Annotated in this window: 12 protein-coding genes; 7 read left to right on the plus strand and 5 right to left on the minus strand. The window is 54.0% G+C overall.

What is annotated here, in order from left to right; translation table 11 throughout:
- Positions 1-3 precede the first annotated feature (3 nt).
- From ACXJJY_RS03815 to iorA, 3 genes are all read right to left on the minus strand, one after another.
- A complete protein-coding gene (locus ACXJJY_RS03815; RefSeq protein ID WP_456385381.1) occupies positions 4-1302 on the minus strand; it encodes a phenylacetate--CoA ligase family protein in 1299 nt (432 codons plus the stop codon).
- Between the two features lie 82 nt (positions 1303-1384).
- Positions 1385-1966, minus strand: coding sequence for an indolepyruvate oxidoreductase subunit beta (locus ACXJJY_RS03820; protein WP_456385382.1), 582 nt, complete (start codon positions 1964-1966; stop codon positions 1385-1387).
- Entirely contained in the window at positions 1966-3774 is a 1809-nt protein-coding gene (iorA, locus tag ACXJJY_RS03825) for an indolepyruvate ferredoxin oxidoreductase subunit alpha (protein WP_456385383.1), read from the minus strand. The genes ACXJJY_RS03820 and iorA overlap by 1 nt, the downstream gene beginning before the upstream one ends.
- Before the next feature lie 385 nt (positions 3775-4159).
- On the opposite strand from iorA, the gene ACXJJY_RS03830 reads away from it, so the two are divergent.
- From ACXJJY_RS03830 to ACXJJY_RS03845, 4 genes are all read left to right on the plus strand, one after another.
- On the plus strand, positions 4160-5098 hold the full coding sequence (locus ACXJJY_RS03830; RefSeq protein ID WP_456385384.1) for a patatin-like phospholipase family protein: 939 nt from the start codon (positions 4160-4162) through the stop codon (positions 5096-5098).
- Positions 5098-5733, plus strand: a complete 636-nt coding sequence (locus ACXJJY_RS03835; protein ID WP_456385448.1) for a LysE family translocator — start codon at positions 5098-5100, stop codon at positions 5731-5733. The genes ACXJJY_RS03830 and ACXJJY_RS03835 overlap by 1 nt, the downstream gene beginning before the upstream one ends.
- Positions 5734-5812: 79 nt before the next feature.
- On the plus strand, positions 5813-6463 hold the full coding sequence (locus ACXJJY_RS03840) for a DUF2959 domain-containing protein (protein WP_456385385.1): 651 nt from the start codon (positions 5813-5815) through the stop codon (positions 6461-6463).
- A gap of 304 nt (positions 6464-6767) precedes the next feature.
- Positions 6768-7697, plus strand: a complete 930-nt coding sequence (locus ACXJJY_RS03845; protein ID WP_456385386.1) for a Tim44 domain-containing protein — start codon at positions 6768-6770, stop codon at positions 7695-7697.
- A gap of 158 nt (positions 7698-7855) precedes the next feature.
- Here ACXJJY_RS03845 and ACXJJY_RS03850 read toward each other — a convergent pair whose 3' ends face one another.
- Together ACXJJY_RS03850 and ACXJJY_RS03855 are read right to left on the minus strand one after the other, a co-directional pair.
- Positions 7856-9067, minus strand: coding sequence for a hypothetical protein (locus tag ACXJJY_RS03850; RefSeq protein ID WP_456385387.1), 1212 nt, complete (start codon positions 9065-9067; stop codon positions 7856-7858).
- Positions 9068-9082: 15 nt separating this feature from the next.
- On the minus strand, positions 9083-10177 hold the full coding sequence (locus tag ACXJJY_RS03855; protein WP_456385388.1) for an alpha/beta hydrolase: 1095 nt from the start codon (positions 10175-10177) through the stop codon (positions 9083-9085).
- A gap of 131 nt (positions 10178-10308) precedes the next feature.
- Here ACXJJY_RS03855 and ACXJJY_RS03860 point away from each other — a divergent pair, with 131 nt between their 5' ends.
- The 3 genes from ACXJJY_RS03860 to ACXJJY_RS03870 all read left to right on the plus strand — a co-directional run bounded on the left by ACXJJY_RS03860 (position 10309) and on the right by ACXJJY_RS03870 (position 24978).
- Positions 10309-10434: a hypothetical protein gene (locus ACXJJY_RS03860; protein WP_456385389.1), complete on the plus strand. Its 126-nt coding sequence runs from the start codon at positions 10309-10311 to the stop codon at positions 10432-10434.
- A gap of 1736 nt (positions 10435-12170) precedes the next feature.
- On the plus strand, positions 12171-20300 hold the full coding sequence (locus ACXJJY_RS03865) for an SDR family NAD(P)-dependent oxidoreductase (RefSeq protein WP_456385390.1): 8130 nt from the start codon (positions 12171-12173) through the stop codon (positions 20298-20300).
- Positions 20287-24978, plus strand: coding sequence for a type I polyketide synthase (locus ACXJJY_RS03870; RefSeq protein WP_456385391.1), 4692 nt, complete (start codon positions 20287-20289; stop codon positions 24976-24978). Before ACXJJY_RS03865 ends, ACXJJY_RS03870 begins: the two co-directional genes overlap by 14 nt.
- Positions 24979-25179: the final 201 nt, after the last annotated feature.

Raw genomic sequence — 25179 nt, forward strand, 5'->3', positions numbered from 1 at the left:
AGCTTAAATCTTCCTGTTATCGATAACCCGCTGCGCCTTGCCTTCCGAGCGCCGGATCGTCCGCGGTTCAACCAGTTTAACCGCACAGGTCACCCCGAGCAAATCTTTTATTTCCACCTGGATCTTCCTGGCCAGGGACTCCAGCACCTTGACCTCGTCGGAAAAGATCTGCTCGCTGACCTCGACCAGGACCGACATGGTATCAAGGTTGCCCTCGCGGTTGACCTCGATCTGATAATGGGGCTCCACACCCTCGATTCCCATAAGCACATGTTCAACCTGGGACGGGAAGACATTGACCCCGCGGATGATGAGCATGTCATCTGTCCGGCCGGTAACTTTTTCCATCCGGACCAGGGTCCGACCGCAGGGGCAGGGCTCGGCAATCAGCCGGGAGATGTCTTTGGTCCGGTAACGGATAATCGGGAAGGCCTCCTTGGTCAGGGTTGTAAAGACCAGTTCCCCGGCCTCGCCATAAGGCAGAGGCTCAAAGGTGTCCGGATCGACGATCTCCGGCAGAAAATGGTCTTCGAGGATATGCATGCCCCGGTCAGTGTGCAGGCACTCCATGGCCACACCCGGGCCGATAACCTCAGACAGCCCGTATATATCCACCGCCTTGATGCCGAGCTTGCGCTCCACCTCCTCACGCATATTCTCACTCCATGGCTCGGCGCCATGGATGCCGACCCGAAGCTTGAGCTCTTCGGGTGAGACGCCCACATCGGCCATGGCATCGGCCAGGTTCAGGGCATAGGAGGGAGTGGCCAGGAGGACAGTGGACCCGAAATCCCGCATAATGGTAATCTGGCGTTTGGTATTGCCGCCGGAAACCGGAATGACCGTTGCTCCGAGCCGCTCGATACCGTAATGAGCACCAAGACCTCCAGTGAACAGGCCGTATCCATAGGCGTTGTGAACCATATCGCCGCGGGTCACCCCGGCCATGGACAGAGCCCTGGCCATGACATCGGCCCACATGGAGATATCACCGGCCGTGTAGCCGACCACCGTGGGCTTGCCGGTGGTGCCTGAGGAGGCGTGCACCCGGACGACCTCCTCCATAGGTACGGTAAACAGGCCAAACGGATAGTTGTCGCGCAGATCATCCTTGGTGGTAAACGGCAGTTTGCGCAGATCGGCCAGGCTCTGGATATCATCTGGTTTGACCCCGGCCTCCTCCATCTTGGCCCGGTAGGGCTCCACCTTGTCATAAACCCGGCGCACCAGTTTCTGCAGCCGCCGCAACTGAATGGATTCCAGCCCCTCTCGTGGTAATGTTTCGATCTCTTCCCAGTTCATAACGTCCTCATGTAACCTGTTACCAGCCTCCTGTTCCCGGAGCGAGACTGATCCGTCTCCTCTTTTCCGCCTCCCGGTCCGGTCAGGCGACCAGTTCCCGACCGGCCAGAAAGGCCTTTTTGTTGACTTCGCGAAAAGCCTCTTTGACCTTGGTATCGATCACATCCAAAAACACCTGGGGATCCACGGGGAGAAAATGGGACATGGCGCCAACCATGACCACATTGGCGGTCCGCAGTTCCCCGATGTCCCGGGCCACATCAAAGGCGTCCACAGGCACCACGTTGATGCCGCGGGTGGTCAACTCATCGAGAATGTTGTTCGGATAGCTGGCCTTGCCGATGGCCACGGCCGGAGGAAGGATCTTCTGGGTGTTGACCACCACGGCGCTACCCGGGTGCAGATAGGGCAGATACCTGGCCGCCTCAAGAATCTCGAAAGAAACCAGGATATCGGCTTTGCCAAGCTCGATCAGTGGCGAGTACACCCGCTCGCCGTAACGCAGGTGTGCCTCCACCGAGCCACCGCGCTGGGCCATCCCATGCACTTCGCTCTTTTTCACATCAAAACCGGCCGCCAGCTGAGCATAAGCCGCCACCTCGCTGGCCAGCAGGATTCCCTGACCACCCACGCCGCAAAAGAGAATATTACCGCCCTGTTTCATCAGTTCTCCTCCCGGCAGGTGATAGCCTCAAACTTACACAGTGACGCACACTGCCCACAACCATTGCATTGCACCTCGGTAATCTCTGCATAACCTTTCTGTTTTTCCCTGTAGCCCCTGGCTCTGGCTTCTTCCTCTGTGAGCGGATGCCAGCTGATGGCCGGACATCCCAGACCGACGCAGGCCCGGCAGCCCGTACAGTTCTCCAGGTTCGTATAGTAGACCGGTTTTTTCCGGGCCCGCTCCTCGGGCAGCAGGACGCATGGAGCGCGGCTGATAATGACCGAGGGTTCGGTGGACTCGATCTCCTCTTTGAGTACTTTGCGGGTGGTGTTGATATCGTGGGGATTGACCACCACAACCCTTCGTACGCCCACGGACTCGCAAAGTTTTTCCAGGTCAATGGCATTGGCCGGCTCTCCCTTGATATTCTTGCCTGAAACCGGATTCTGCTGGTGCCCGGTCATGGCTGTGATACGATTATCGAGGATGATCACCGAGGCATAGGATTCGTTGTAGATGGTATTGATCAGGCCTGTAATACCGGAATGCATAAAGGTGGAATCACCGAGAACCGCCACCAGCTTGCCTTCCCCAGCCTTGCCCAGAGCCTTGGCCATGCCATGGGCGATGGTCACCGCGGCCCCCATGCAGACACAGGAGTCCATGGCCGAGAGCGGTGGCAGAAAACCAAGTGTGTAGCAGCCGATATCACCTGAAACAAAGACATCCTTCATCTTTGACAGGCCGTAAAAGATACCTCGATGGGGACAGCCGGCACACATATTGGGCGGCCGCAAAGGCAGCTCCAGAGGCTCAAACAGCTCGCCCACCGACTCAGGATCTATGGATTTGCGGACTATAAACGAGTTGAGCTCACCCTGGGCCGGAATCATGTCCTTGCCACGGCAGGCAATACCCATGGCCTTGATATGATTTTCCAGGAAAGGATCCAGCTCCTCCACCACGATCAGCTCATCCACCGAGGCGGCAAAGTCGCGGATCATCTTTTCCGGAAGTGGCCAGACCATTCCCAGCTTGAGCACTGCGGCCTCAGGAAAAGCCTCTTTCACATAATTGTAGGCCGTACCCGCACAGATAAAGCCCCGGGAGCGATCGCCGTCCTCCACCCTGTTTTCCGGCAGGGTCTCGGCCATCTCCCCGGCCCTGGCCATCCGCTCTTCGACAAACCCGCGGCGTACCCGGGCATTACCGGGCAGCATGACAAACTTGGCCGGCATCTTTTCGATGGACGGTGTGGCCGTTTCCACGCGCTCGCCTTTGGGCACCACCCCTTTGACGTGGGCGATGCGGGTGGTTATCCGAAAGAGCACCGGACAGTCCAGTTCCTCGCTCAACTCGTAAGCCCTGAGCATCATATCCTTAGCCTCAGCCGGGTCGGACGGCTCGAGCATGGGCAGCTTGGCGGCAAAGGCGTAATTGCGGTTATCCTGCTCATTCTGGGAAGAATGCATCTGTGGATCATCGGCATTAAGGATGACCAGGCCGCCACGCACTCCCGTGTAAGAAGCGGTGAAAAGGGGGTCAGCAGCCACATTCAGCCCCACATGTTTCATGGTCGCCAGGGCCCTGACTCCGGCGAACGAGGCCCCTATGGCAACCTCAAGGCCAACCTTTTCGTTGGGTGCCCACTCGCCGTATACACCTTCGTATTTCACCAGGTTCCCCATGACCTCGGTGGAAGGCGTCCCCGGGTAGCCCGAAGCGACCTGCACACCGGCCTCCCAGGCTCCAAGCGCAATGGCTTCATTTCCGGAAAGCCACAGTTTATCTCTGTCAAGTCCCACGATTCATCTCCTATGTTATCCCAAACACGCACAGGATGGCAGTTCCTGCACCAAAATCCTCTCTGATCCGCCATAACAACGGGACCGGAGCCGCGGCAGGAGCTTCCTGCCGTGCAAGAGCCCTGCAACCGGGCCACGACACAGGCTTCACAGATTGAAGAAATGTAATAAACTTTCCCTTATAGGCAAGACCTTTTTGTGTTTCCGTGCAGGAAGACTGTCTGTTTTGGGCAACACGGTTGACCTGAAAACAAAAAACCGTCCTGTTCTTCTCTCCGCCAGGCATACAAAAAACAGAAGCCGCAAAGCGGCAAGCCCCTGTGACATATCCCCCCTGCTGTGTTACAATCCCGCCACACCCACTAAGCCCTGAAAGGAGGCAAACATGCGGACAGCCCTGGTACTCGGCGGCGGTGCAGCTCGCGGCTGGGCACACATCGGCGTCATAGCCGCTCTCAAAGAGGCAGATATCGTCATTCACCAGGTGGTCGGCACAAGTATCGGCGCCCTGGTTGGTGCCATTTATGCTGCCGGCAGTATAGAGGATTTGCGTTCCAGGGCCCTGAAGATGGACTGGAAACAGGTGATCGCCTACCTGGACATCGTCTTTCCCCGTTCCGGGCTTATCGACGGCTCCAAGATAAACGGTTTTGTCCGGCAGATGCTCAACAACAGGGACAGAATCGAGGACCTGCCCCTGCCCTTCACCGCAGTGGCCACGGACCTGAGCTCGGGCGGCGAGGTTGTCCTGGATTCCGGGGATATTCTCCAGGCGGTACGGGCCTCCATCGCCATTCCCGGCATGTTCACCCCGGTACCATACAAAGACAGCTACCTGGTTGACGGCGGCCTGACCAACCCGGTACCGGTCAGCGTGGCCCGGCTGGCCGGCGCGGATTACGTGATCGCAGTGGACCTGCACCAGGACATCACCTCCCGGACGGTCAAACCGCCTTTTGATCCCCGGAAAGAACATCTCCTTGCCGCGTCGACAAGCAGGCTGGTCGAAATGCTGAATCGACGGCTGGCCATGCTCGGCCTGAATCACAGCCTGCATATCAACGGCAACCGTAATCAGAAGAAAACCCTGCCAAGCATATACGAAGTCCTGGTGGCTTCCATCAATATCGTGGAAAAACACATCACCGAGGCCAGACTCGTGGTAGACCCTCCCAATCTGCTTATCCAGCCACGGCTCAGCCATATCCGGTTGCTCGACTTCGATCGGGCCGAGGAGGCGATCACCGTTGGTTTCGAGACCACCAAAAAGGCCCTGAAAGGCCTGGACCCCAAGGACTACCCTCTAACAAGAGAAAATTCATGATGGAGTATTTCAACGAATTCTTGACCGTTGCCCTGGTGCATCTGCTGGCGGTCGCCAGCCCTGGGCCGGACTTTGCCATGGTCCTGCGCCAGAGCCTGGTGGCAGGCCGCCAGGCAGCGCTCTGGACCAGCGTCGGAATCGGCACCGGAATCCTGATCCATGTGGCCTATGCCCTCATGGGCCTGGGATTGATCATATCCCGCTCGATCGAATTGTTCAGCATCATCAAACTGGCTGGGGGAGCCTACCTGCTCTACGTCGGCTGGAAATCCCTCCGGTCGAGGCCAGACGCTCCGGCCACGAACCAGGCCGTGCCCGGCCAAACCAGGGAATATACTGCCTGGCAGGCATTTCGGACCGGATTCCTGACCAATGTCCTCAACCCCAAAGCCACCCTGTTCTTTCTCTCCCTGTTTTCAGTGATCATCAAGCCGGAAACCCCGCATGGCATTCAACTTTTTTACGGCCTTTACATGGCGCTGGCCACCGCGACCTGGTTTTGTGGCCTGAGCATGGTTCTGACTCAAGCGAGAATACGGCGGGGAGCCATCCGGTTTGGGCACTGGACGGAAAAGGTCATGGGCTGGGTTCTCATTGGCCTGGGCATCCGACTGGCCCTGGCCAGTCGCTTCTGAGCATCCGCTTGCAGATTGCCGGTAAATGCTCTATTTTTGTCACAACCTGTAAAATATGGACATTGCCAAGGAGCTATTCATGTCTGCCCCCTTGAGAATCATTCTGATCTGTAGTCTTGTTCTCCTGGTTACCGGGTGCACCAAGGTCTATTACAACGCCATGGAAAAAGTCGGCATCCACAAACGCGACATCCTTGTCGACAGGGTCCAGGCCGCCCGGGACAGCCAGGAAGAAACCAAGGAACAGTTTGCCTCGGCCCTGGAGCATTTCAGCAGCGTGCTCAACTTTCAGGGAGGTGCGCTGGAGGAAAAATACTTTGAACTCAAAGCAGAACTGGAACGGATAGAAAAACAGGCCAAAGAAGTACGTCACCGTATCGATGCGGTGGAAGATGTGGCCGAGGCCCTGTTCGACGAATGGGAGACCGAACTCGATCAATACGCAAGCGCCAGCCTGCGACAGGCCAGTGAACAACAGCTTCGGCAGACCAAAAGACAGTACACCAGGCTGATCCGGGCCATGAAAAAGGCCGAATCCAGAATCGATCCGGTCCTTCAGCCATTGAGAGACCAGGTTCTCTTTCTCAAGCACAACCTCAATGCCCGGGCCATTGCATCTCTCCAGACCGAGCTGACCAGGATGGAGACGGATATTTCCCGACTGATCCAGGAAATGGAAAAAGCCATGGAGGAGGCGGACAGTTTTATCAAGGCCATGAAGTCAGCATGACCTCCAGTACCAGCGGCCACAGGTTCAACCCTGGTCAGCAACCTTGTCTGCAACACATCCTTATTCAACACTTCTCACTAAATTATGACAAAACGGAAACCAGGTAGTAGTTTGTAAAGACAAACTAGTGTCTGTCCAGAAATGAGGATTTTCGTTCGAGTTCAAGGAGCATAGAAAAATAAAAAGCGCAGCATATTAGACATATGTGAGCATTTTTATTTTTCGTAGCGACGCATAAATCGGGCGAAAAGACCATTTCTGGACTGACACAAACTACCCATACTCCAACTTTACAGGAAAAAACATGTTCACGTATCTTAGACGTCTGACCCCGTTTTTAGTTGTCTTTTTCACACTGGCCTTCATGGAGGCCGGCCTTACCGCCCAGTATGCCGATGCCCGTTCCCGGAGCGGCGGCAGGTCTTTCAAGAGGATCACTCCCCAGAAAACCACTCCCACGAAGCCCTCCAAACAGGTAAATGACAACAAGCCCGGCTTTGGCCGCGGACTTGCCGGTGGATTACTGGGAGGTGCCCTGGGTGCCATGCTGTTTGGATCCATGTTCGGCATGGGTGGCTCGGGAATGGGAATCCTGCCGCTTCTGATCCTTGGCATTATCGGCTATTTCATGTATCGCCGGTTCATGGCCAGGCCTGCGGCAAACGTCGGTCCTGGCTACCGGACCCCGCCGGCACAGGGCTCTTTCCCGGACATGCATGACGATCGTGCAGGCACAGGTCAACCGGGGAACTCAGAACCACCACCGGTGCAGCCTGCCGGCGAACCCGCGAAAACAGGTCTTGCCGAAATCCAGGCCCATGACCCAGGATTTGACCCGGAACATTTCAAAGAAATGGCCTCCGACGTTTTTTTCAAGGTGCAGGCTGGATGGATGCGCCGCGACTTGGACAGTTACGGCCACCTGCTTGGTAAAGAGCTTGCAAGAGAATATGCCCAGCATTTCGACGAAATGCGGCAGAAAGGCATCATCAACAAACTGGAATCCATTGGTATCCGCCAGGTGGAGATTGTCGAAGCTGGTTCTATGAACGGTGAAGATTTTGTCACAATCCTCTTCACCGCCAACCTGCTGGATTACACTGTGGATGAAAAAACAGACGAGGTGATCGAAGGAAGCATGACCGAACCGGTCAAGTTTGCCGAAAAATGGACTTGGGCCCGCCCCGTGGGCACGGAAAACTGGAAGCTGGAAGGAATCCAGGCTGTCGAATGAAGAAGAACCGCTGAAAAAGCAACAATCGATCGCCTTTCAGGTTAAACCCTGAAAGGCAAAATATATTCCTGCTTGTGCCCTGCCCTGCTGTCCCCAGGAACAGGAACGCTACAGGTTATCATGGAATACCGAGGCCTGGATCAAATGAAACACAACAGTCAAGGAATCAGTTGGTACTGAAACAGGACCTGCAAGTTCGACGACGAAGAGCCCCGTATTTCGACCTGCTGGAGAATGGATAACTGGTCGAAAAAGACAGAAGGCGTTTCCATCCGGGGGTTACTCCAGTCCTGCCACCACTGGAGACCATGCCAGCAAAACGAATGAAACGAAAAACTTCTTCCCTCGTCTGTACTTTCCATCACCACCAGATAGCTCCCCACATTGAAAATAGTATACAGACGGCCGTCTACATGTCTGCTGATCTGAAGATAGGCGGTGCGGAAACTATTTCCGAGAACAGGCACTGAAGACCACTCGTCGGTTGAATTGCTATAACGAAAAAACCGGATAGTCCTGTCCACAGCCCAAACCAGATAGATGTTACCCGAGCCGTTAGTTACCACACTGAAATGACTGCCAAAGGGATCCCGATCGTCCGCTGCCCCAAAACTGATTATCCTATCAGACCATAAGCCGGTCGCAGGATCATTTCCTTCGAGAGACGACCATTTCATCATGTTTTGTATTCGCCCCTCCAGGAACCGCACATCAGTATAAACTAAACCGATTTTTTCGCCGGAAACAATCATCCTCGCGGACTTGGCACCCAGGGAATTTTCGCTTCCCCAGGAATAACCGCTATAATACCACACATTCAGAGGATCATCACTGTAGGCCATATGAATGGTTACTGTGAAATCGACAACGGTGTAAGCGACATAAACCCTGCCATTCACGTCCACGGCCAGCGTCGGAGCCCGTGAGCGCTCTCCAGCGCCCGTTACCACCCGGGTTTGGACCGGCCCCCATGTTCCGGCCTGATCATCATAGATCGTTTCGGCGTAAATAATGGCTCCATACAGATCCCTGTAGGCGATATGAAGCCTGTTGTTTTCAAGGAATATATCTCCTGAAGATGTCTGATCGGTATCGCGCAGCGAAAAAGAAACGCGCCATTGTGTTGCTCCCCTGGGAGCGCTCATCAACACCAGGCTTTTCGGGGCGCAATCACTTCCCGTGTTGACCAGAAGATGCTGTTTACCATCAGCAGTGATTTGAAGATGTTCTTGTTGCCGCAGGGAAATCATACCTTCGGCGGTACTTGCGATATTTGTGAATGTTCCGGTGAGAAACTGCCGCGACAGGACAGTGTCTGCCGAGCCCAGGAGCAGGTAAGTCAGCACAGCAACAACTGCAAATGCTCTCATATCAGACCTCTCTCATCAGAAACTTGAATACGCTTTCCGAGGATTTTTTCGGCTGTTCCACGGAAACTTGTAAAAACTCTGCGGATGTTCTGGCAGGGGATTATTGTCTATCCTGATCGGGGGATAGAGGGTGCCATCGATCCATTTACCCATAGGATAGAAGTTCCCATCTCCTGCCAGCACTTTCCTCGCTTCTTCACGGCGCCTAAATGTATAATCCGCCAAAAACGCAAGAGGTCTGAACACTGCCCATGATTTCAGAGCAAGAAAAGGATTTTTTCCCGGCGTTACATGATCAGCCACAATCTTGCAGCCATTGTGTGACTGCGAAGGAACAATGAGAAACTTTTTATTTTGATTCGGCAGAGCAATATTTCTAAACAGATCGATTGCCATCCGGTGATCGTTAACCTTGTCCTGATCATACACCTGTACCATCAAGAATGTGTCCTGGGGAAAATTTTGTAGCTGATTCTGTGAGATGTTGTAGGTGTACCATGGTGCCATAATGAACATGAAGCGTCCTTGCGCTCCCCAGCCTTTTTCGACAAATCCTTTGTACGCCATCGCAGGAGTCGCACCGCCACCGAAAGAATGGCCGACAAAAGCAACGCGACTTAAATCCATTAAATTGCCATATCTTTCTACAGCCGCCAGAAAACCGTTCCACAAAGTATCGTAACGTTCGTTGACATCAGCTCTCAATGTCTTATATGGCACATAGACAAACACGTATCCGTTACTGACCACATTCCTGATCAAGTCCGGATAGGCTGTTTCCCATTTTGTCGCCCCATAGGCATGTGAGAAGAATATGGTCGGGGCCTTACCACCGTATCCCTCGGGGTAAAACACATGGATCGGTTTTCGGCGCCACATGGGGTTTCTCATCCTGAGAACACCCACCTGATAGGGACCTTCAGCACCATATCCAGATGTTACCGGCTTTATGTTTTGTGCACAGACAGCGATATTGGCCTTGTCGTAATCGCGGCTCTCCCGCCCTCCGAACCGTTTATTTCTTGCACTCGCGCAACTGCCAAGCAGCATGAATACCAGAAAAACACTCAGAATAATGCCAAGTTTTGTTTTGAGAGTGTAAAAAGCCATGACCTCCTCCTGTGCCTCAATCCGTGACAAAACAACAGTAATTTTTTCAGGAAACCGAGACCAATATATTAATTTAACGGGAACAAATTGAATACTCGCCTAAAAAAGAGCTCTCTCGAAAGATTAAACAAATGTTACAGTTTATCATTGAGCAATTTAACAACGAATTCCATACAAGCCGCTCAGGGCTGGCCCAGGACAGACTGTGCATCAACCGGTTTGGCAACCTGTCCCAGCAGATCGCGCTTAAAAAATAGCACATGTCACCGCTTTCGATTCAGGACATGTCCCTTTTGACGATGATGTTTTCCCATGAACAACTCCCAATGCAGATAAGAAAGGGTGAGGCAAAAAGCGCTGTACGCTGGATATCTGGACATTTTGAACCGACTCTTGAGGCAGTATCATTAAGCGCTATAATCTTTCAAAGGCCTGACAAGTAGCGCCGAAAAATCGAAAAACGATAACTACACAGGGAGGAAGTGCGTTATAAGAAAAAAAGGAAAAATGTCGTCAAATTGTCAAAGAACGGTCGGTTTTACTCTGCCATGGCGGAGATTTCCCCCACTGCGAGAGAGTAAGACGAAAAATTATTCACGTGAAGAAACAGACCAGAATAGATATGCCACCACTGATTCAGCGGCTATGATTAGGATATGTATCCGTACAAAAAATTCACTGCACTCAGTATAAACATATTCCGAATATAAACGATTTACTCTGATTAAGCCAAAAAAATGATTTCTCTCCATTGCAGATGAATCAGCAGGCCTCCTCAACAGATACATTAAACAGGCTGAAGTCATGGACGAGCACAGCAATGTTTCCACATCCACCTACCGGAGTCATGCTGCATGGAGTATCCGGGCACGTATCTTCAGTGGCCGTTTGAACTCTCGCTCCCCTGCATCTATCGAGCAGGTAATACCAGACCATGGACCAGATCTTACCGCAACCACAGGCAAAAAAAGGAACGCATTTTGCATAGACAAAAACAGTTCTCTTGCATGACGAGGCTGATCCGGAACGGATACCTCTCATGCCGCTCCTGGCATGGCACAACCGACAGCGGCGGGCGGCCGAAAGCAGAGATACCATGAACAAAATTTCGGTACTTGTAATTACCGTACACACCCGTCTTAAACGATATTTTACAAAACCATTCACGACGGGTAGAGTTTGACCTGTTGGCAACAGGTGCCCTGAAAAGGCAACAGCCCCGGTCACAAAGGCTTCTGGAAATGTTGACAGATGATACTTTGCACAAAAAATCATGAATAGACCACGAGTTGATGAATAAATTACTTGAAATTGAGACCGCAATTGATCAAAGTCGACACGCTACTTCCTGACCAAGAAAATAGATGATCTCGTAAATAGTCCATTACGCTTTAAAGATTGTTAAACATAGATAGCAAGCGAAGCGAGACCTTCGACAGTTCGATATACAGGTAAACGAACGGAGTGGGACTCCGATGTGTAGCGGTGTCGGCCAAGCGGAGGCGTACCTGTTGCACGTTGAGCATTGGCCGTACCCGCTACAATGCAGCAGGTCGGACTTTTCAGGACGCCATCAATGAAAATTGTGATGATAGTAAATATCGGCTCAGCCATTTTTTGAATTTCGCTGGTTATCACAATATTTTTGATTTTTCTTTTCACAGAATTACCTTCAGATGCTACGTATGAAAATACCCGAGGATTTTCGCATGATCCCCCCACAGAACAGATTGCAGTGTACGATTTTCACGCCACGGTTTCCCGCGACATCTCCAACCCTCTCCCAGGTAATAGATGTTTTCCGCACAAGCGTCCATAGATCCTCACAAGGTCAGCCTTCTCTCTTTTCAAAACTCATCACCCAATTATAAGGTCTGTTTTCCACAAAACAGGCAAACCAGGGAGGAGAAGGCAATTATCTCTTCCACCGACTCATCTCCGAAGGAACAGGAACCATTACGTACCCGGAGACCAGATTCTCACAGGATCAACCATGAAGGACAACAAGTTCACAAAATTTGTCTTCACCCCAGCCGGTCTCTGTGACGGGACCCTGGCTGTGGCCGCCTGCCGAGCCGGAGGTATCGGTATTCTCAACACCGAACTTCTCCAGAGCGCAGACACGGCCAAGACCATTGCCAGCCAGCTGGACTTTATCGCTGCAAAGACATCGGCTGAGTTCGGGCTGAAGCTCGACACCGTCGAAGACGAGCTGCTTGACCTGGTCAGGGAATACTTGAGCCACGGACTGCGGTGGCTGATCGTGGACTCCGAAAATCTCCCGCCAGCTGACAAAGTCAAAAAACTGCGCAATGATGGCATCAAGGTTCTGGTCGAAACCAGAAATTGCCACTGGCCCGACAGACCGGAAGACCTTGCCATAGATGCTCTTCTTCTCAAGGGTAATGAAGCCGGAGGCTTTGTTGGAGAAAATTCAACCTTCATCCTTCTGCAACACTGGCTCAGAAAAAGCGATATACCTGTTTTCATCCGAGGTGGCCTGACCCCTTCGGTCGCCGCCGCTGCCGCTGCCCTTGGTGCTGCCGGCGGGGTCTTCGACAGCCAGATCCTGCTCATGGAGGAGTCCCCCCTTGCCTTGCAGTTGAAACCTCTGCTGCAGAACCTTTCCGGAAACGAGACTGTGGCCGTTGGCGACAACGAAAGCGGCAGTTTCTTTCGCCTGCTGCGCAGACCTGGAGCCAACAGTTCGGTCCTCGCATTCATCGACCAGGCCGCAGGCAGGACGCAGCCGGAACTTGCCGAACTGGTCCGCAGCCGTTCGGGCTGGTTCCAGCCCTCATCCGGACTTTTTCCTGTAGGCCAGGACATCTGTTTCGCTGGTCCATGGCGTGAAAGATACGGCGTCTTATCGGCCCTGTTCAAGGAGGTGGACAGGGCGGTGGCCACCAGTCTTGACATAGCGGTCGCTAAAAAATCACTGGCCGAAAACTCTCCACTGGCCCGATCTCTCAACACACCTCTTCCCGTTGTTCAGGGACCGATGGCAAGGGTCTCGGACCGAGCCGAATTTGCCGCGGCGGTATCCAGGGGTGGTGGTCTGCCTGTCCTGGGACTGGCCCTGATGCGCGGTAAACCGCTGGAAAACCTTCTTTCGGAAACAGCCATGATGCTCGGCAAGGCGTCCTGGGGTGTCGGCCTACTGGGATTCGCGGAAAAAGAGCTGCTGGACGAACAACTTACCCTGATCAGCAAATACCATCCTGGATACGCGGTTGTCGCTGGCGGACGTCCCGAACAGTCTGCCCGTCTTGAACAGGAGGGGATACATGCCTTCCTGCATATCCCGGCGCCGGAGCTTCTGGCTCTTTTTCTCCGGGAGGGCTGTCGCCGTTTCATATTCGAAGGACGTGAATGCGGTGGTCACATCGGACCGGTCAACAGCCTGGTCCTGTGGAGTTCCATGATTGAACGTCTCCAGCGGGAGATGGCGATACAGAAAATTCTTCCGGAGAGCGTCGAAATACTTTTTGCTGGTGGCATCCATGATGCACTCTCGTCGGCAATGGTTCAGGTGATGGCGGCGCCGCTTGTCGACCAGGGTGTAAAAATAGGCATTCTGATGGGAAGCGCCTACCTCTTCACCAAAGAGATAGTCTCCTCCAGGGCTCTGGTTAAAACCTTCCAGGACCAGGTGATAAAATGCGATCAGACGGTAAGCCTGGAAACAGGTCCGGGACATGCCAGCAGGTGTGCTGCCACAGGATTTGCCAGGTACTTTTTCCAGAAGCAGCGTCAGCTTCAGAGGGAAAAAAAATCCCAGGAGGAAATCAGGCGCATACTCGACAACCTGGTCCTGGGACGGCTGAGAATTGCCTCCAAAGGTTGCGGGAGGCTGGACGAGTCCGATTCTCTTTGTGAATTTGATGAAACAAAGCAAAAAGAAGAAGGGATGTACATGGTTGGACAGGTCGCGATCCTGCGTGACCGGCCAACCGACATAGTCACGCTTCACCGGGAAGTAACCCAGGAGGCGATCAGACTCCTCGAAAGTCGGCTGCCCAAACAGGCTTCCCTTAAGACCAGGGTAAGTAAACCTCTGGACATCGCCATAATTGGCATCGGCTGCCTGCTACCCGGAGCAACGACCACCAGAAAGTACTGGGAAAACATTCTGGACGGCAAGACCGCCATTGACGAAATACCTGCCCACCGGTGGGACTGGCGACTGTATTATGACAGCGACAGGAACGCTAAAGACAAAATTTATTCACGCTGGGGAGGCTTTCTTGAGGATCTTCCCTTTGATCCTTCCCGCTACGGTATGCCGCCCAATTCCATCAACCATGTGGATCCCATGCAGCTTATGGCCCTGGAAATCGCCAGGCAGACCCTGGAGGATGCGGGGTATCCCGGCAAACCGTTCTGCCGGGAAAAAACTTCCGTAATCATAGGGGCCAGCGGGGGCACCGGCGATGTGGGTATGCAGTATGGTCTCAGATCTGAATTACCCAGATTCATGGGAAAACTTCCTGAAGACACCGCCAGACGGCTGCCCGAATGGACCGAAGATACCTTTGCCGGCCTGCTGCTGAATGTGATTGCCGGCAGAATTGCCAACCGTCTCGACCTGCACGGGGTAAATTTCACCACCGATGCCGCCTGTGCCTCCTCTCTGGCTGCAATCTACCAGGGAGCCCTTGAGCTTCTGACCAAACGCAGTGATATGGTCCTGGCCGGCGGGGTCGACACAGTCCAGGGGCCTTTCGGATACATGTGCTTCAGCAAGACCCAGGCGCTTTCTCCGCGGGGCAGATGCGAAACTTTTGACGCCTCTTCCGATGGGATCGTTATCTCGGAAGGCATTGCCATGGTCGCACTTAAACGCCTGGAGGACGCGAAGCGCGACGGGGACAGGATTTACGCGGTCATCAAGGGCGTCGGCGGCAGCAGTGACGGACGGGCCAAAGGACTGACAGCTCCTCTTCCGGCCGGACAGCTCAGAGCTATGAAACGTGCCTATGAACACCTGGACTTCGGCCCTGAATCGGTCGAGCTGTTTGAAGCACACGGCACAGGCACGGCAATCGGTGATGTGGCTGAGTTGGAGAGCACAGCCACTCTCCTGAAGCAACATGGTGCCGGACCCGCGCAGGCAGCCATCGGATCGGTCAAAACCTTGATCGGCCACACGAAAGCGGCTGCCGGTATCTCGGGGCTGCTCAAAGTGGTTCTATCCCTCCACCATCGCGTTCTGCCTCCGCACTGTGGCGTTAACCAGCCGCAGGAAATATTTCTCCACAACGACGCCCCGCTGTACCTGCCCGACAAACCCCGTCCCTGGCTCCGTTCCACCAACTCTCCACGCAGAGGAGCGGTCAGTGCCTTTGGTTTTGGCGGGACAAATTTTCACGTTGTGCTTGAAGAATACTCGGAGGAATACAGGCCATGGCTCTTTCAGGCAGTCCGGGACAACTGGCCTTGCGAGCTTTTGGCCTTCAGCGCTGGTGACAGACAAGAGCTGCTAACACAGATCAACACAGTGAAGGATGCGGCCGCCTCCTCCCGGGTGGAGCTGAGGGATCTGGCCGCCAGCCTTGCGGCCCGCTGGACTTCTGACAGGGAAGTGATGTCGATCGTCGCCACTGATTTTTCCGACCTGAGACGCAAACTTTCCCGGGCATCGGAATATCTCAGCGGCCAGCAGGACGATCCCGGCCCGAAAATTTATCACAGCGGCCTCATGGTCAGAGGGGGCAAACTCGCTGTCCTGTTCCCCGGCCAGGGGGCTCAGTATCCCGATATGCTGCGGGAACTTGCCCTCCACTTCCCCCTGATCGCCGACACACTGGCAAAAGCCGACACCGTGACCAGGGACGATTTTACCAACCGGTTTGCTCCGGGCAACCATCTCAGTCATTTCATCTTTCCCAAGGGGTGTTACGACGAAGCATCTCAAAAAGATGCTGCCCAAAAAATCACCTCCACCGACATTGCCCAGCCGGCTCTTGGGGCTGTGGAATCATCCCTGTGGCTCCTGATGGTAGAGTTATTTGGCCTTACTGCCGACATGGCGGGTGGTCACAGTTACGGTGAATTCGTGGCCCTATTCGCCGCCGGTATCATCGATTTTGAGACACTCATGCACATTTCCGTCCGTCGAGGCCGACTCATTGCCGATATCGGGACAAATAACAGGGAAACCGGAACCATGGCCGCTGTCATGGCTCCGCGAGAGCAGGTGGAAAAGATTCTCTCCAATGTCGGAAAAGTGGTGGTTGCCAACCACAATGCGCCGTTGCAAAGCGTGATTTCTGGGCCGACCGCCAAAGTGAAGAAGGCTGTGGAAGAATTCAGCGATGCCGGAATCAAAAGCGTCATGATTCCTGTCTCGGCCGCCTTTCACTCGCCGTTGATCGAAGGAATAACCGGCGAATTTTCCGCCGTGATCGATAAAACGGACTGGAAACAAGGCACTATGCCCGTTTATTCCAACACCACGGGCGGGCCGCATGCGGATGATGTGAAAAGCATCAAGGCCACAATGACAAGGCATCTGGCCAGTCCTCTGGAATTCGTCAATGAAATAAAGAGGATGTATGCAGACGGGGCCCGAACATTTCTGGAACTGGGACCAAAATCAATTCTTGGTGGATTGACGAAAAAGATTCTGGAGGATGTGCCATGCAATATCATCTCATCCGAGGACAAGGGAGCCGGTCTTTCCGGTTTACTGCACATGCTTGGCAGATTGATATGTGCCGGTCACCAGATCGACCTGAACCCTCTTTTCAAAGGTAGAGACTGCCTGATCGGGAATCCCCTGGACGTGTCTTCTCTTTCCAGGCCCCGTCCCCGGGCGGATCATCTATGGCTGCTCAACGGCAGCGGAGCGAGAAGGATCAATGAACCTGTCCGCCAGGTTGGCGTGACGATTGAGGACCTGGTTTCCATTGAGGAATCAAACAAAAAACAAAATCTGCCCAAAAAGGAGACTCCAGATATGGATAAACACCAAGGCGACTCTGCAGACCATGCGGAGTTAATGGAAAACTATCTCGATATGATGCGCCAGTTCCTTGAGACGCAGGAACGGGTCATGTCGATGTATCTGCAGGGAGGAGGGAGCGTCACCCCGGCTCGGCGCCGCTCTCATACCCTCCGCGTGCCCCGACGCCCATCCCGCCCTTCAACCGATCTGACTGCCAGGCCTCCGCAGCCTAAGGCCGGCCCGGAATCCACTATCCAAAGCCAGGCCCCGGGAAAGGACATAGCTGACAAGCCAGCTCCGGCGGCCACCGGCGACGACCTCAAGTCCGGGGTCAACCGGAAAAAAAATGATGACAGGCACGCCCCCCCTTCCCAGGCCGGAATAATGGAGCGGGACAAACTCACGGCCGCCCTGCTCGAAATCGTCGAAGAGAAAACAGGGTACCCGCAAGACATGATAGGGCTGGAACAGAACCTGGAAGCTGATCTTGGGATCGATTCCATCAAGCGGGTTGAAATTGTGGGAGAACTGCTCAAGGTTCTGCCCAAAGATCGGGTCCAGTCCATGGGCGAGGAAGAACGCTCTCAACTGAACACCCAGTCGACCCTGAAGGGCATGGTTGATATCCTGCTGACAGGGGAGGAGGATTCGCGCCCTTTTGATCAAACCGGGGCGGAGCACGAGGTACTGGCCGCAGACCTTCCGTCCCGGTATATCATAGAACCTGTAGCCGAGCCCCTGGATGGGAAAGCGGCAACCCATCTGACGACCGGTTTTTTTATAATCACCGGGGATGACATGGGGCTCGCCGACGAGCTGGCGGGCTTGCTGTCCGCTAAGGGCTGCAAGCCGATCCTGCTTCCGTGCCAGGCCCTGGAGGACGAACAGAGCCTGGAACAGTGGTGTGCCGCCCTGACAGTACCCGCCGGAGAGCTTGCCGGTATAATTCATGCGGCTCCACTCTCGGCCCCATGGCTCCCCATGGAGACGAAATCCGACCAGTGGCGGGCAGAACTTTTCACCAGCGAAAAATCATTTTTCCTGCTGCTGCAGCGGACGTTACCGCTTCTACATGAAAATGCCCATATTGTCTCCATCAGCGGTCTTGGCGGCTCCTTCTGCCGCCTTACAGTGCCGCACGGTGGACTTTCCCTGCAGGGGGGCACTGCAGGTTTTATCAAGTCCCTCCTGGAGGAAAAACCGAATTTCCGTCTCAAGGCGATTGACCTGGACCCTGACCTGGAACCTTCACGTATGGCGGAACTGGTACTGGCAGAGACAGAACTCGTCGGAGGCCGGCAGGAGGTCGGCTATCCACGGGGCGAACGGACAATTTTCAAAACAGTCCCGGCCTTCATCCCGGAACATAAAGGAAACATGCCGGCAAACATGGTGGTGTTCGCCACAGGAGGAGCAAAAGGTGTCACCGCAGAAACTTTGAGAGTCCTGGCGCAACCGGGCAACACACTGGTGTTAGCCGGACGCACCGGATTGCCGGAGGAGGAACCTCCGGAACTGAAAAAACTTGTAACCCTGACCGACATCCAACACTATTTCATAGAAGAGGTCCGGGCCGGCAGGCTTGATCTCACACCGGCCGAAATCAAACACCGGGCCATGAAAATTTTATCGGACAGAGAATTAGTTGCCAATTTGGAGGACTTCCGTTCAAAAGGAGCGAACGCAATCTACTGCCAGCTGGATATTACCGACGAAAATGGCGTCAAAACACTTTTTGAAAACCTGTACGGACAATACGGCGCCATCCACGGTATCGTCCATGGTGCCGGAGTAATAGAAGACAAGTTACTGGAAGATAAAACTGCGGAGAGCTGGTCCCGGGTAGTCGAAACAAAAGTAATCGGACTTATGCTGCTGCAGAAATACGTTCGCCCGGACTCTTTGAAATTCTTCACTGTTTTCAGCTCAGTGGCCGGCAGATATGGTAACTCTGGTCAAACAGACTATGCCACGGCCAATGAACTGATGAACAGAATATGTTGCCAGTTACAAAAAATATGGCCGCCGCATGTCACGGTCAAAGCTCTCTGCTGGGGTCCCTGGGGACCGACCAGGCACGGCTCCGGCATGGTCACTCCGGAAGCCGAAAAAAAATTCCAGAAAAAGGGAGTGGCCCTGGTCCAGGGAGACGAAGGGCGCAAGCTTTTCGCAAACGAGGTATTGGCTCCGCAAGACAGGACAGTGGAAATCATCTGCGGCCGTGGAAAATGGGAAAAGCATGAATCTGACAAGGGCCGGGTGTTTCCGGCCAGTGCATCCACTCCTTTCTTCACCCGCAAGAAAATACTGCCGCCTGATGCCAGGCAAAAAATAATAACTCTCCGTCCCGACACCACGCACAGGTTCTTAAACGAACACCGGATAGACGGGATAGCGGTGCTTCCGGCAGCTGCCGCTGCCGAAATAATCGCCGAAGGAGTGTCCCCCCTCTATCCCGGACTGAAAATTGTCGAGTTGATTGACCTCAGAATGTTGAACGGCATCAAGATAACCGACTCAAGCCAGAAAACAGTACTCGAATTAGACCCTGTAGAGTTTTTTGAAGACAAGGCTCTCGTCAAGGCCGCCCTGAAATCGAGCGGAGAAAACGGCAGACAGATTGTCCATTACCGCTGCACGGTACGGCTTGCCCGGAAACTACCCACAACCGCAAACCGTCTTCCCCGGGCAGATCTTTACCAGGAAAAAAAACTTGCAGTTTCCAAAGCATATGATGAATGGCTGTTCCATGGTCCCGCCTTCAGAGTGATTGAGCACATAGATGGAATGTCTGGCGCCGGGGCTCTTGCCGGTCTGCGCCGCAGTGAGCCGGAAGAGTGGCTCTCGAATCTTGATGGACAGGACCACCGGTGGATCCTGGATCCGGCAGTACTCGACGCAGCTCCGCAGATGGGATTACTGTGGGCCAGAATGTTTCGTGGTGAATCCGCTCTGCCGGTACGATTCGGCCGCATCATAAGACATGATGATAGCTTGCCGCCGAAACTGTCCATGGAGTTTTGCCGCCAGGAAACCGAGGAACCCAATATCATCTTGGCCGATATATTTTTCACCGGCAAAAAAGGCAATGTGGTCCTGAAGATTGAGGGTCTCACCTGTGTGTCGAGCAAAGAACTGAACCGCCTGGGAGGCACTGCCTGTGTCACAAATTAGCATCAGAACAAACGGAGCGGTGGCTATCATCGGCATGGCCTGTATCTTTCCCCAGGCTCCGGATCTCAAATCCTTCTGGAACAACATCCTCAAGTCTGTCAATGCTGTGGATGACCCGCTCCCTGAATGGGAAGCCGGACGTTACATCGACTCTGGCCGCATACATACAGCCAAGGGCGGCTATCTCAAAGACCTGTACCGTTTTGATCCACGACTAAGCGGTATCATGCCCAAATCCCTGGACGGCGGGGAACCGGATCAGTTTCTTGCCCTTCGGGTTGCCTGGGAAGCCCTGGCCGATGCCGGATATCTCGGAGATGACCATGATCACTCACAAACCGGTATCATCCTCGGACACAGCACCTACCTGCATCGAGGTCAAGTCAACATGGTTCAGCACCATATCGTGCTTGATCAGACCCTGGAGCTGCTGGAAGCACTGTTTCCCGGCCTCACTCCGGCCGGAAAAGAAAAAATCCGGCAAATCCTGGAGGCCAGACTGCCACAATCCAATACAGACATCTATCCCGGCCTGGTTCCCAATGTAATGACCGGCAGGATCGCCAACAGGCTCAATCTCAAGGGACCCAACTATCTGATTGACGCGGCCTGCTCCTCTTCCCTGCTGGCACTCAATGCCGCCATCGAGGAACTACGGAGCGGCCGGAGCCGATTGATGCTGGCGGGCGGCGTCAACGCGTCTCTGCCCGCCGAAGTCGCGATCATATTCACAGAGCTCGGTGCCTTGAGCCAAAAAGGAAGGGTCTGCCCCTTTGCAGCCGATGCCGACGGCACCCTGCTGGGAGAGGGCCTGGGCATTGTCGCGCTGAAAAAGCTCGAAGACGCCCTTGAGGACGGAGACAGGATCTATGCCCTCATCCGGGATATAGGGCAGTCAAGTGACGGCCGGGGACAGGGACTGCTGGCACCGAGTGTCGAGGGCGAAACCCTGGCCATCGAAAGAGCTTACAGGTCATGCAGGGTCGACCCAGAGACCGTGCGTCTCGTTGAGGCCCATGGCACCGGCATTCCTCTAGGCGACAGGACAGAAATCAAAGCCCTTGGCAATGTGTTCGGGCAGCGCCGTGGACCATTGCCGCACATCGCTCTTGGTTCCGTCAAATCTATGATCAGTCACTGTATTCCAGCTGCGGGCATAGCTGGAATCATAAAAACTGCCCTGGCCCTGCATCACCGCATACTGCCCCCGACGATATGCGACAAGGTCAATCCGGATCTTGATATAGGCTCCACGCCTTTTTACATCAACACCTCGGTCCGCCCCTGGATATCCAGCCCGAACCTTGTCCGCAGAGCAGCCGTCAACGCTTTTGGTTTTGGCGGTATCAACACTCACGCTGTTCTGGAAGAAGCACCTGACCATGCCCGAAGACCGAAATCCTCTTCGAACTGGCCGCAGGAGCTATTTGTGTTCTCAGCCCCCGACAAAGACACCCTCAAGGACAAGCTGAAAGACCTTCTTTCTTCGCTTGATACCGACACACCACAGTCCTTCGACTCCATGGCCGCCATCCTGGCTCTCGAAGACGAACAGCAGGAACACCGCCTGGCTCTTGTGGCAGCCAACAGGCAGGACCTCAAAAAGAAAATAAAAACCGCCCTGAAAAACCTTGTCGACCGAAGGGAGGCCAGCTGGACTCTACGCAATTCCATCTCCTTCGCATCCCGTCCCCTGGACGGTAAACTGGCCTTCATGTTCCCTGGTGAAGGGTCTCAATATCAGGATATGCTTCTTGAACTCACCACCTACTTTGACGAGGTACGGGAATGGTTTGACTGCTGGAACGGAATATACAGCGATGGGGAAATATCGCGCACCGATATCCTCTTTCCGCCACTGGATGAAGATGTAAAAAAGATACGTTCTTCACTCGAAGAGAAACTTCAATCAATGGATATCGGCTCAGAGGCAGTGTTTATCGGCAGCCAGGCGCTTTTTTCACTGCTGGAGCATCTTGGCGTCAGGGCCGACATGATGGTCGGCCACAGCACCGGAGAGTCCTCGGCCCTGGTTGCTTCGGGTGCCATCAGAGCCAGCGGAAAATCTTCACTGGCAGAACTTATAAAAGAGCTGAACATCGTCTACCAGCAGGTTCAGACCGCCGGTGACATTCCCACTGGAGCACTGCTTGCCGTTGGCGCTCTGCCCCGGGAAACAATTCTCCGGCAACTTGAACAAGCTCCGGGAGACCCGATAATCGCCATGGATAACTGTACCAGCCAACTGGTACTTTTCGGGAGCAGGGAGAGCATTGCCACTCTCCAGAACGATCTTGTACAGATGGGGGGCATCTGCATCCTTTTGCCTTTTGACCGGGGGTACCACACGCCGCGCTTTGCTCCGGTTTCCAGGGCATTCAGAACATTTTACGAACAGATTAATCTCGGTGCCCCGAAAACACCGCTCTACTCGTGCGCTACCGCAGCTCTCTTTCCTGACACTCCCGAGGAGGCCAGACAGCTGGCTGCAAGACAGTGGTCAACTACAGTGCGGTTCACGGAAACGGTCCGCAGAATGTACGAGGATGGTGCCCGATGTTTCGTTGAAGTAGGCCCCTCGGCGAACCTCAGCGCCTTTGTTAACGATATCCTGACAGGAAAAGACGCGATCGCACTACCGCTCAATGTCAGAAAAAAAAGCAGTCTCCAACAATTTCTCACGGTCCTTGGCTTCCTTTATGTCAGCAGAGTGGGAATCAACCTCGACAAGCTGTATCGCACCCGGACTATCGCCCGGGAAAAAGATACGGCAACCGGCATACTCCTTGATAACACCATGCCGGTACTGCACCTGGACGACCATGATGTAGCGGCCCTGCGCAGCGTCGTTCCGGTTTCCCAGACCCTCGGGGATCCCGGATCCACAGTCATGCCGTTCCCGCAAACAGAAATGGAAGGAGTCAGCGAACCCACAGCAACCGATACATCTTTTCCTCCAGAGACGCACGAACCAGACCGGTGGAGCCGGCAGACGGCCGGACCGCTTGCCGGCCTCCGGGAAGAACCTGTTCGCGAGGACGAGGTATCAGCCCCTTTTCTGGATATCATAGAAGAGCTTGACAGCGATCAGTGCGTGGCGCGATCAGTGCTTGATGTTTTTGCAGATCATTTTCTGCAGGATCACATTCTTTCCGGCCGCAGTTCACTCCTGGAAGACATGGGCGGCCTTTCATGCGTTCCCCTGATGGTGAGTCTCGAAATAATGGCCGAAGCCTGTGCTCTTGTCGCAGGGACCGTCGAGTTACAGGCAATAGAAAACATCAAATCTTTTGACTGGATTGCTCTTGATACCGATGAAATCATCCTTGATGTCCGGGCTGAGCGTCTTGGGGATATGCCGGAAAAATACAGAGCCGTTATTCTGCACGACGGCAAGACGGTGGTGACAGCTCTTTTCTCGTTCCAGGCTGATAAATTCCTTAAACCCTTACCTCCCCTGACGGGTGGCCGGAAGTACCGATGGCGGCCGGACGAACTTTATACTACCGGCATGTTTCACGGGCCAACATTTCAAAGTATACGCCAGATTACGGCCTGGTCCGAAACCGGTATTGAAGCCGAGCTCAATACCCTGAGCCTGACCGGATTTTTTGAACCAGAAATGACTCCGGAGATGATCCTCAACCCTGTACTGCTGGACGCTACCGGGCAACTTGCAGCCTACTGGATCGCTCACCAGGAGGGTCCGGCGTTCAACTCTTTTCCATCGACCATAGAACGGATCGAATTCTACGGAAAACAGCCCGCTCATCTTGACGACCTTACTCTCACCGGCAGAAAACCACCTGGCTCCGGAGCCGGAGACCATCTCTGGGAATACCAGTGTCTTGATAACCGGGGCAACATCGTTTTCCGGATGTCGGGCCTGTCCTGTATTTTTTTCTCTGTTTCACAGAGATTTTATGAGGTGCGCAAGGATCCGTTACGGGGTAGACTGGGACGCCCCTTTGCCGGGCGGCAGGATGATGTTGTCCTGTGGCAGCTGGATTATCTGCCGGAAAAATTCTGTGCCCAGTCCGGGCGTATTTTTCTGCGTATTCTCGCCAAAGCCCTGCTATGCTGGGAAGAATACGAAACTTGGATCGAGATGGCGTCCAAACCATTACATAGACAGATGGAATGGCTTTTCGGGCGCATCTGTATCAAGGAAGGTGTCATTCATTGGCTCAGAAACCACAAGGGCTTGAGCGTCTTCCCGGCCGATCTCATTGTACTTCATGATGAGCGCGGGGCTCCCAGCGTTGAACCGGTTGTGGATCTCAACGTTACCCTGCCGGAAATATCCCTCAGCCATGACCGGCAGATGGCTCTGACCGCCATCGCTCCTCCTGGCCGGGATATAGGTATCGATTTTGAGCATCTCGACAGACCTTTTGATATCGAACTGATCTCGGCAACACTCAGCCCCTCTGAAAAGAGTATGCTGGAAGGACTGGAAAAGGAACAGAGACGAGAAAAAATGTTTTATGTCTGGTGTGCCCGAGAGGCTGCTGCAAAATATTTCAAACAGGGTCTCCAGGGCGACCCTGGACAGTACAAGGTTGTTTTCAACAAAAAATGGCTCCAGGCAGTAGTCAACCTCGGCGAACACCAGGTACCGGTGACCATACTGAAAGAAGGATCCTGCATTGCAGCCCTGGCTATCGACTCACCCTGACAGTAAGCAGCCACGGGGTACGCGCCAGGCCCATATTTCAAGAGGAAGAACGCAGGTCGCCCCCCCGTCTTTCCACTATGGATGCGGACCAGCCGCGTCTGTAAAATCAGGATTTTCCCGACAGAGTATTGTATTCCCATTAAAAATGGGACATTGCATATATGATGCCCGGTTGCCAGGACGAAAAAATTTCATTTTAAA

This window comes from Desulfolithobacter sp. (assembly GCF_054025815.1).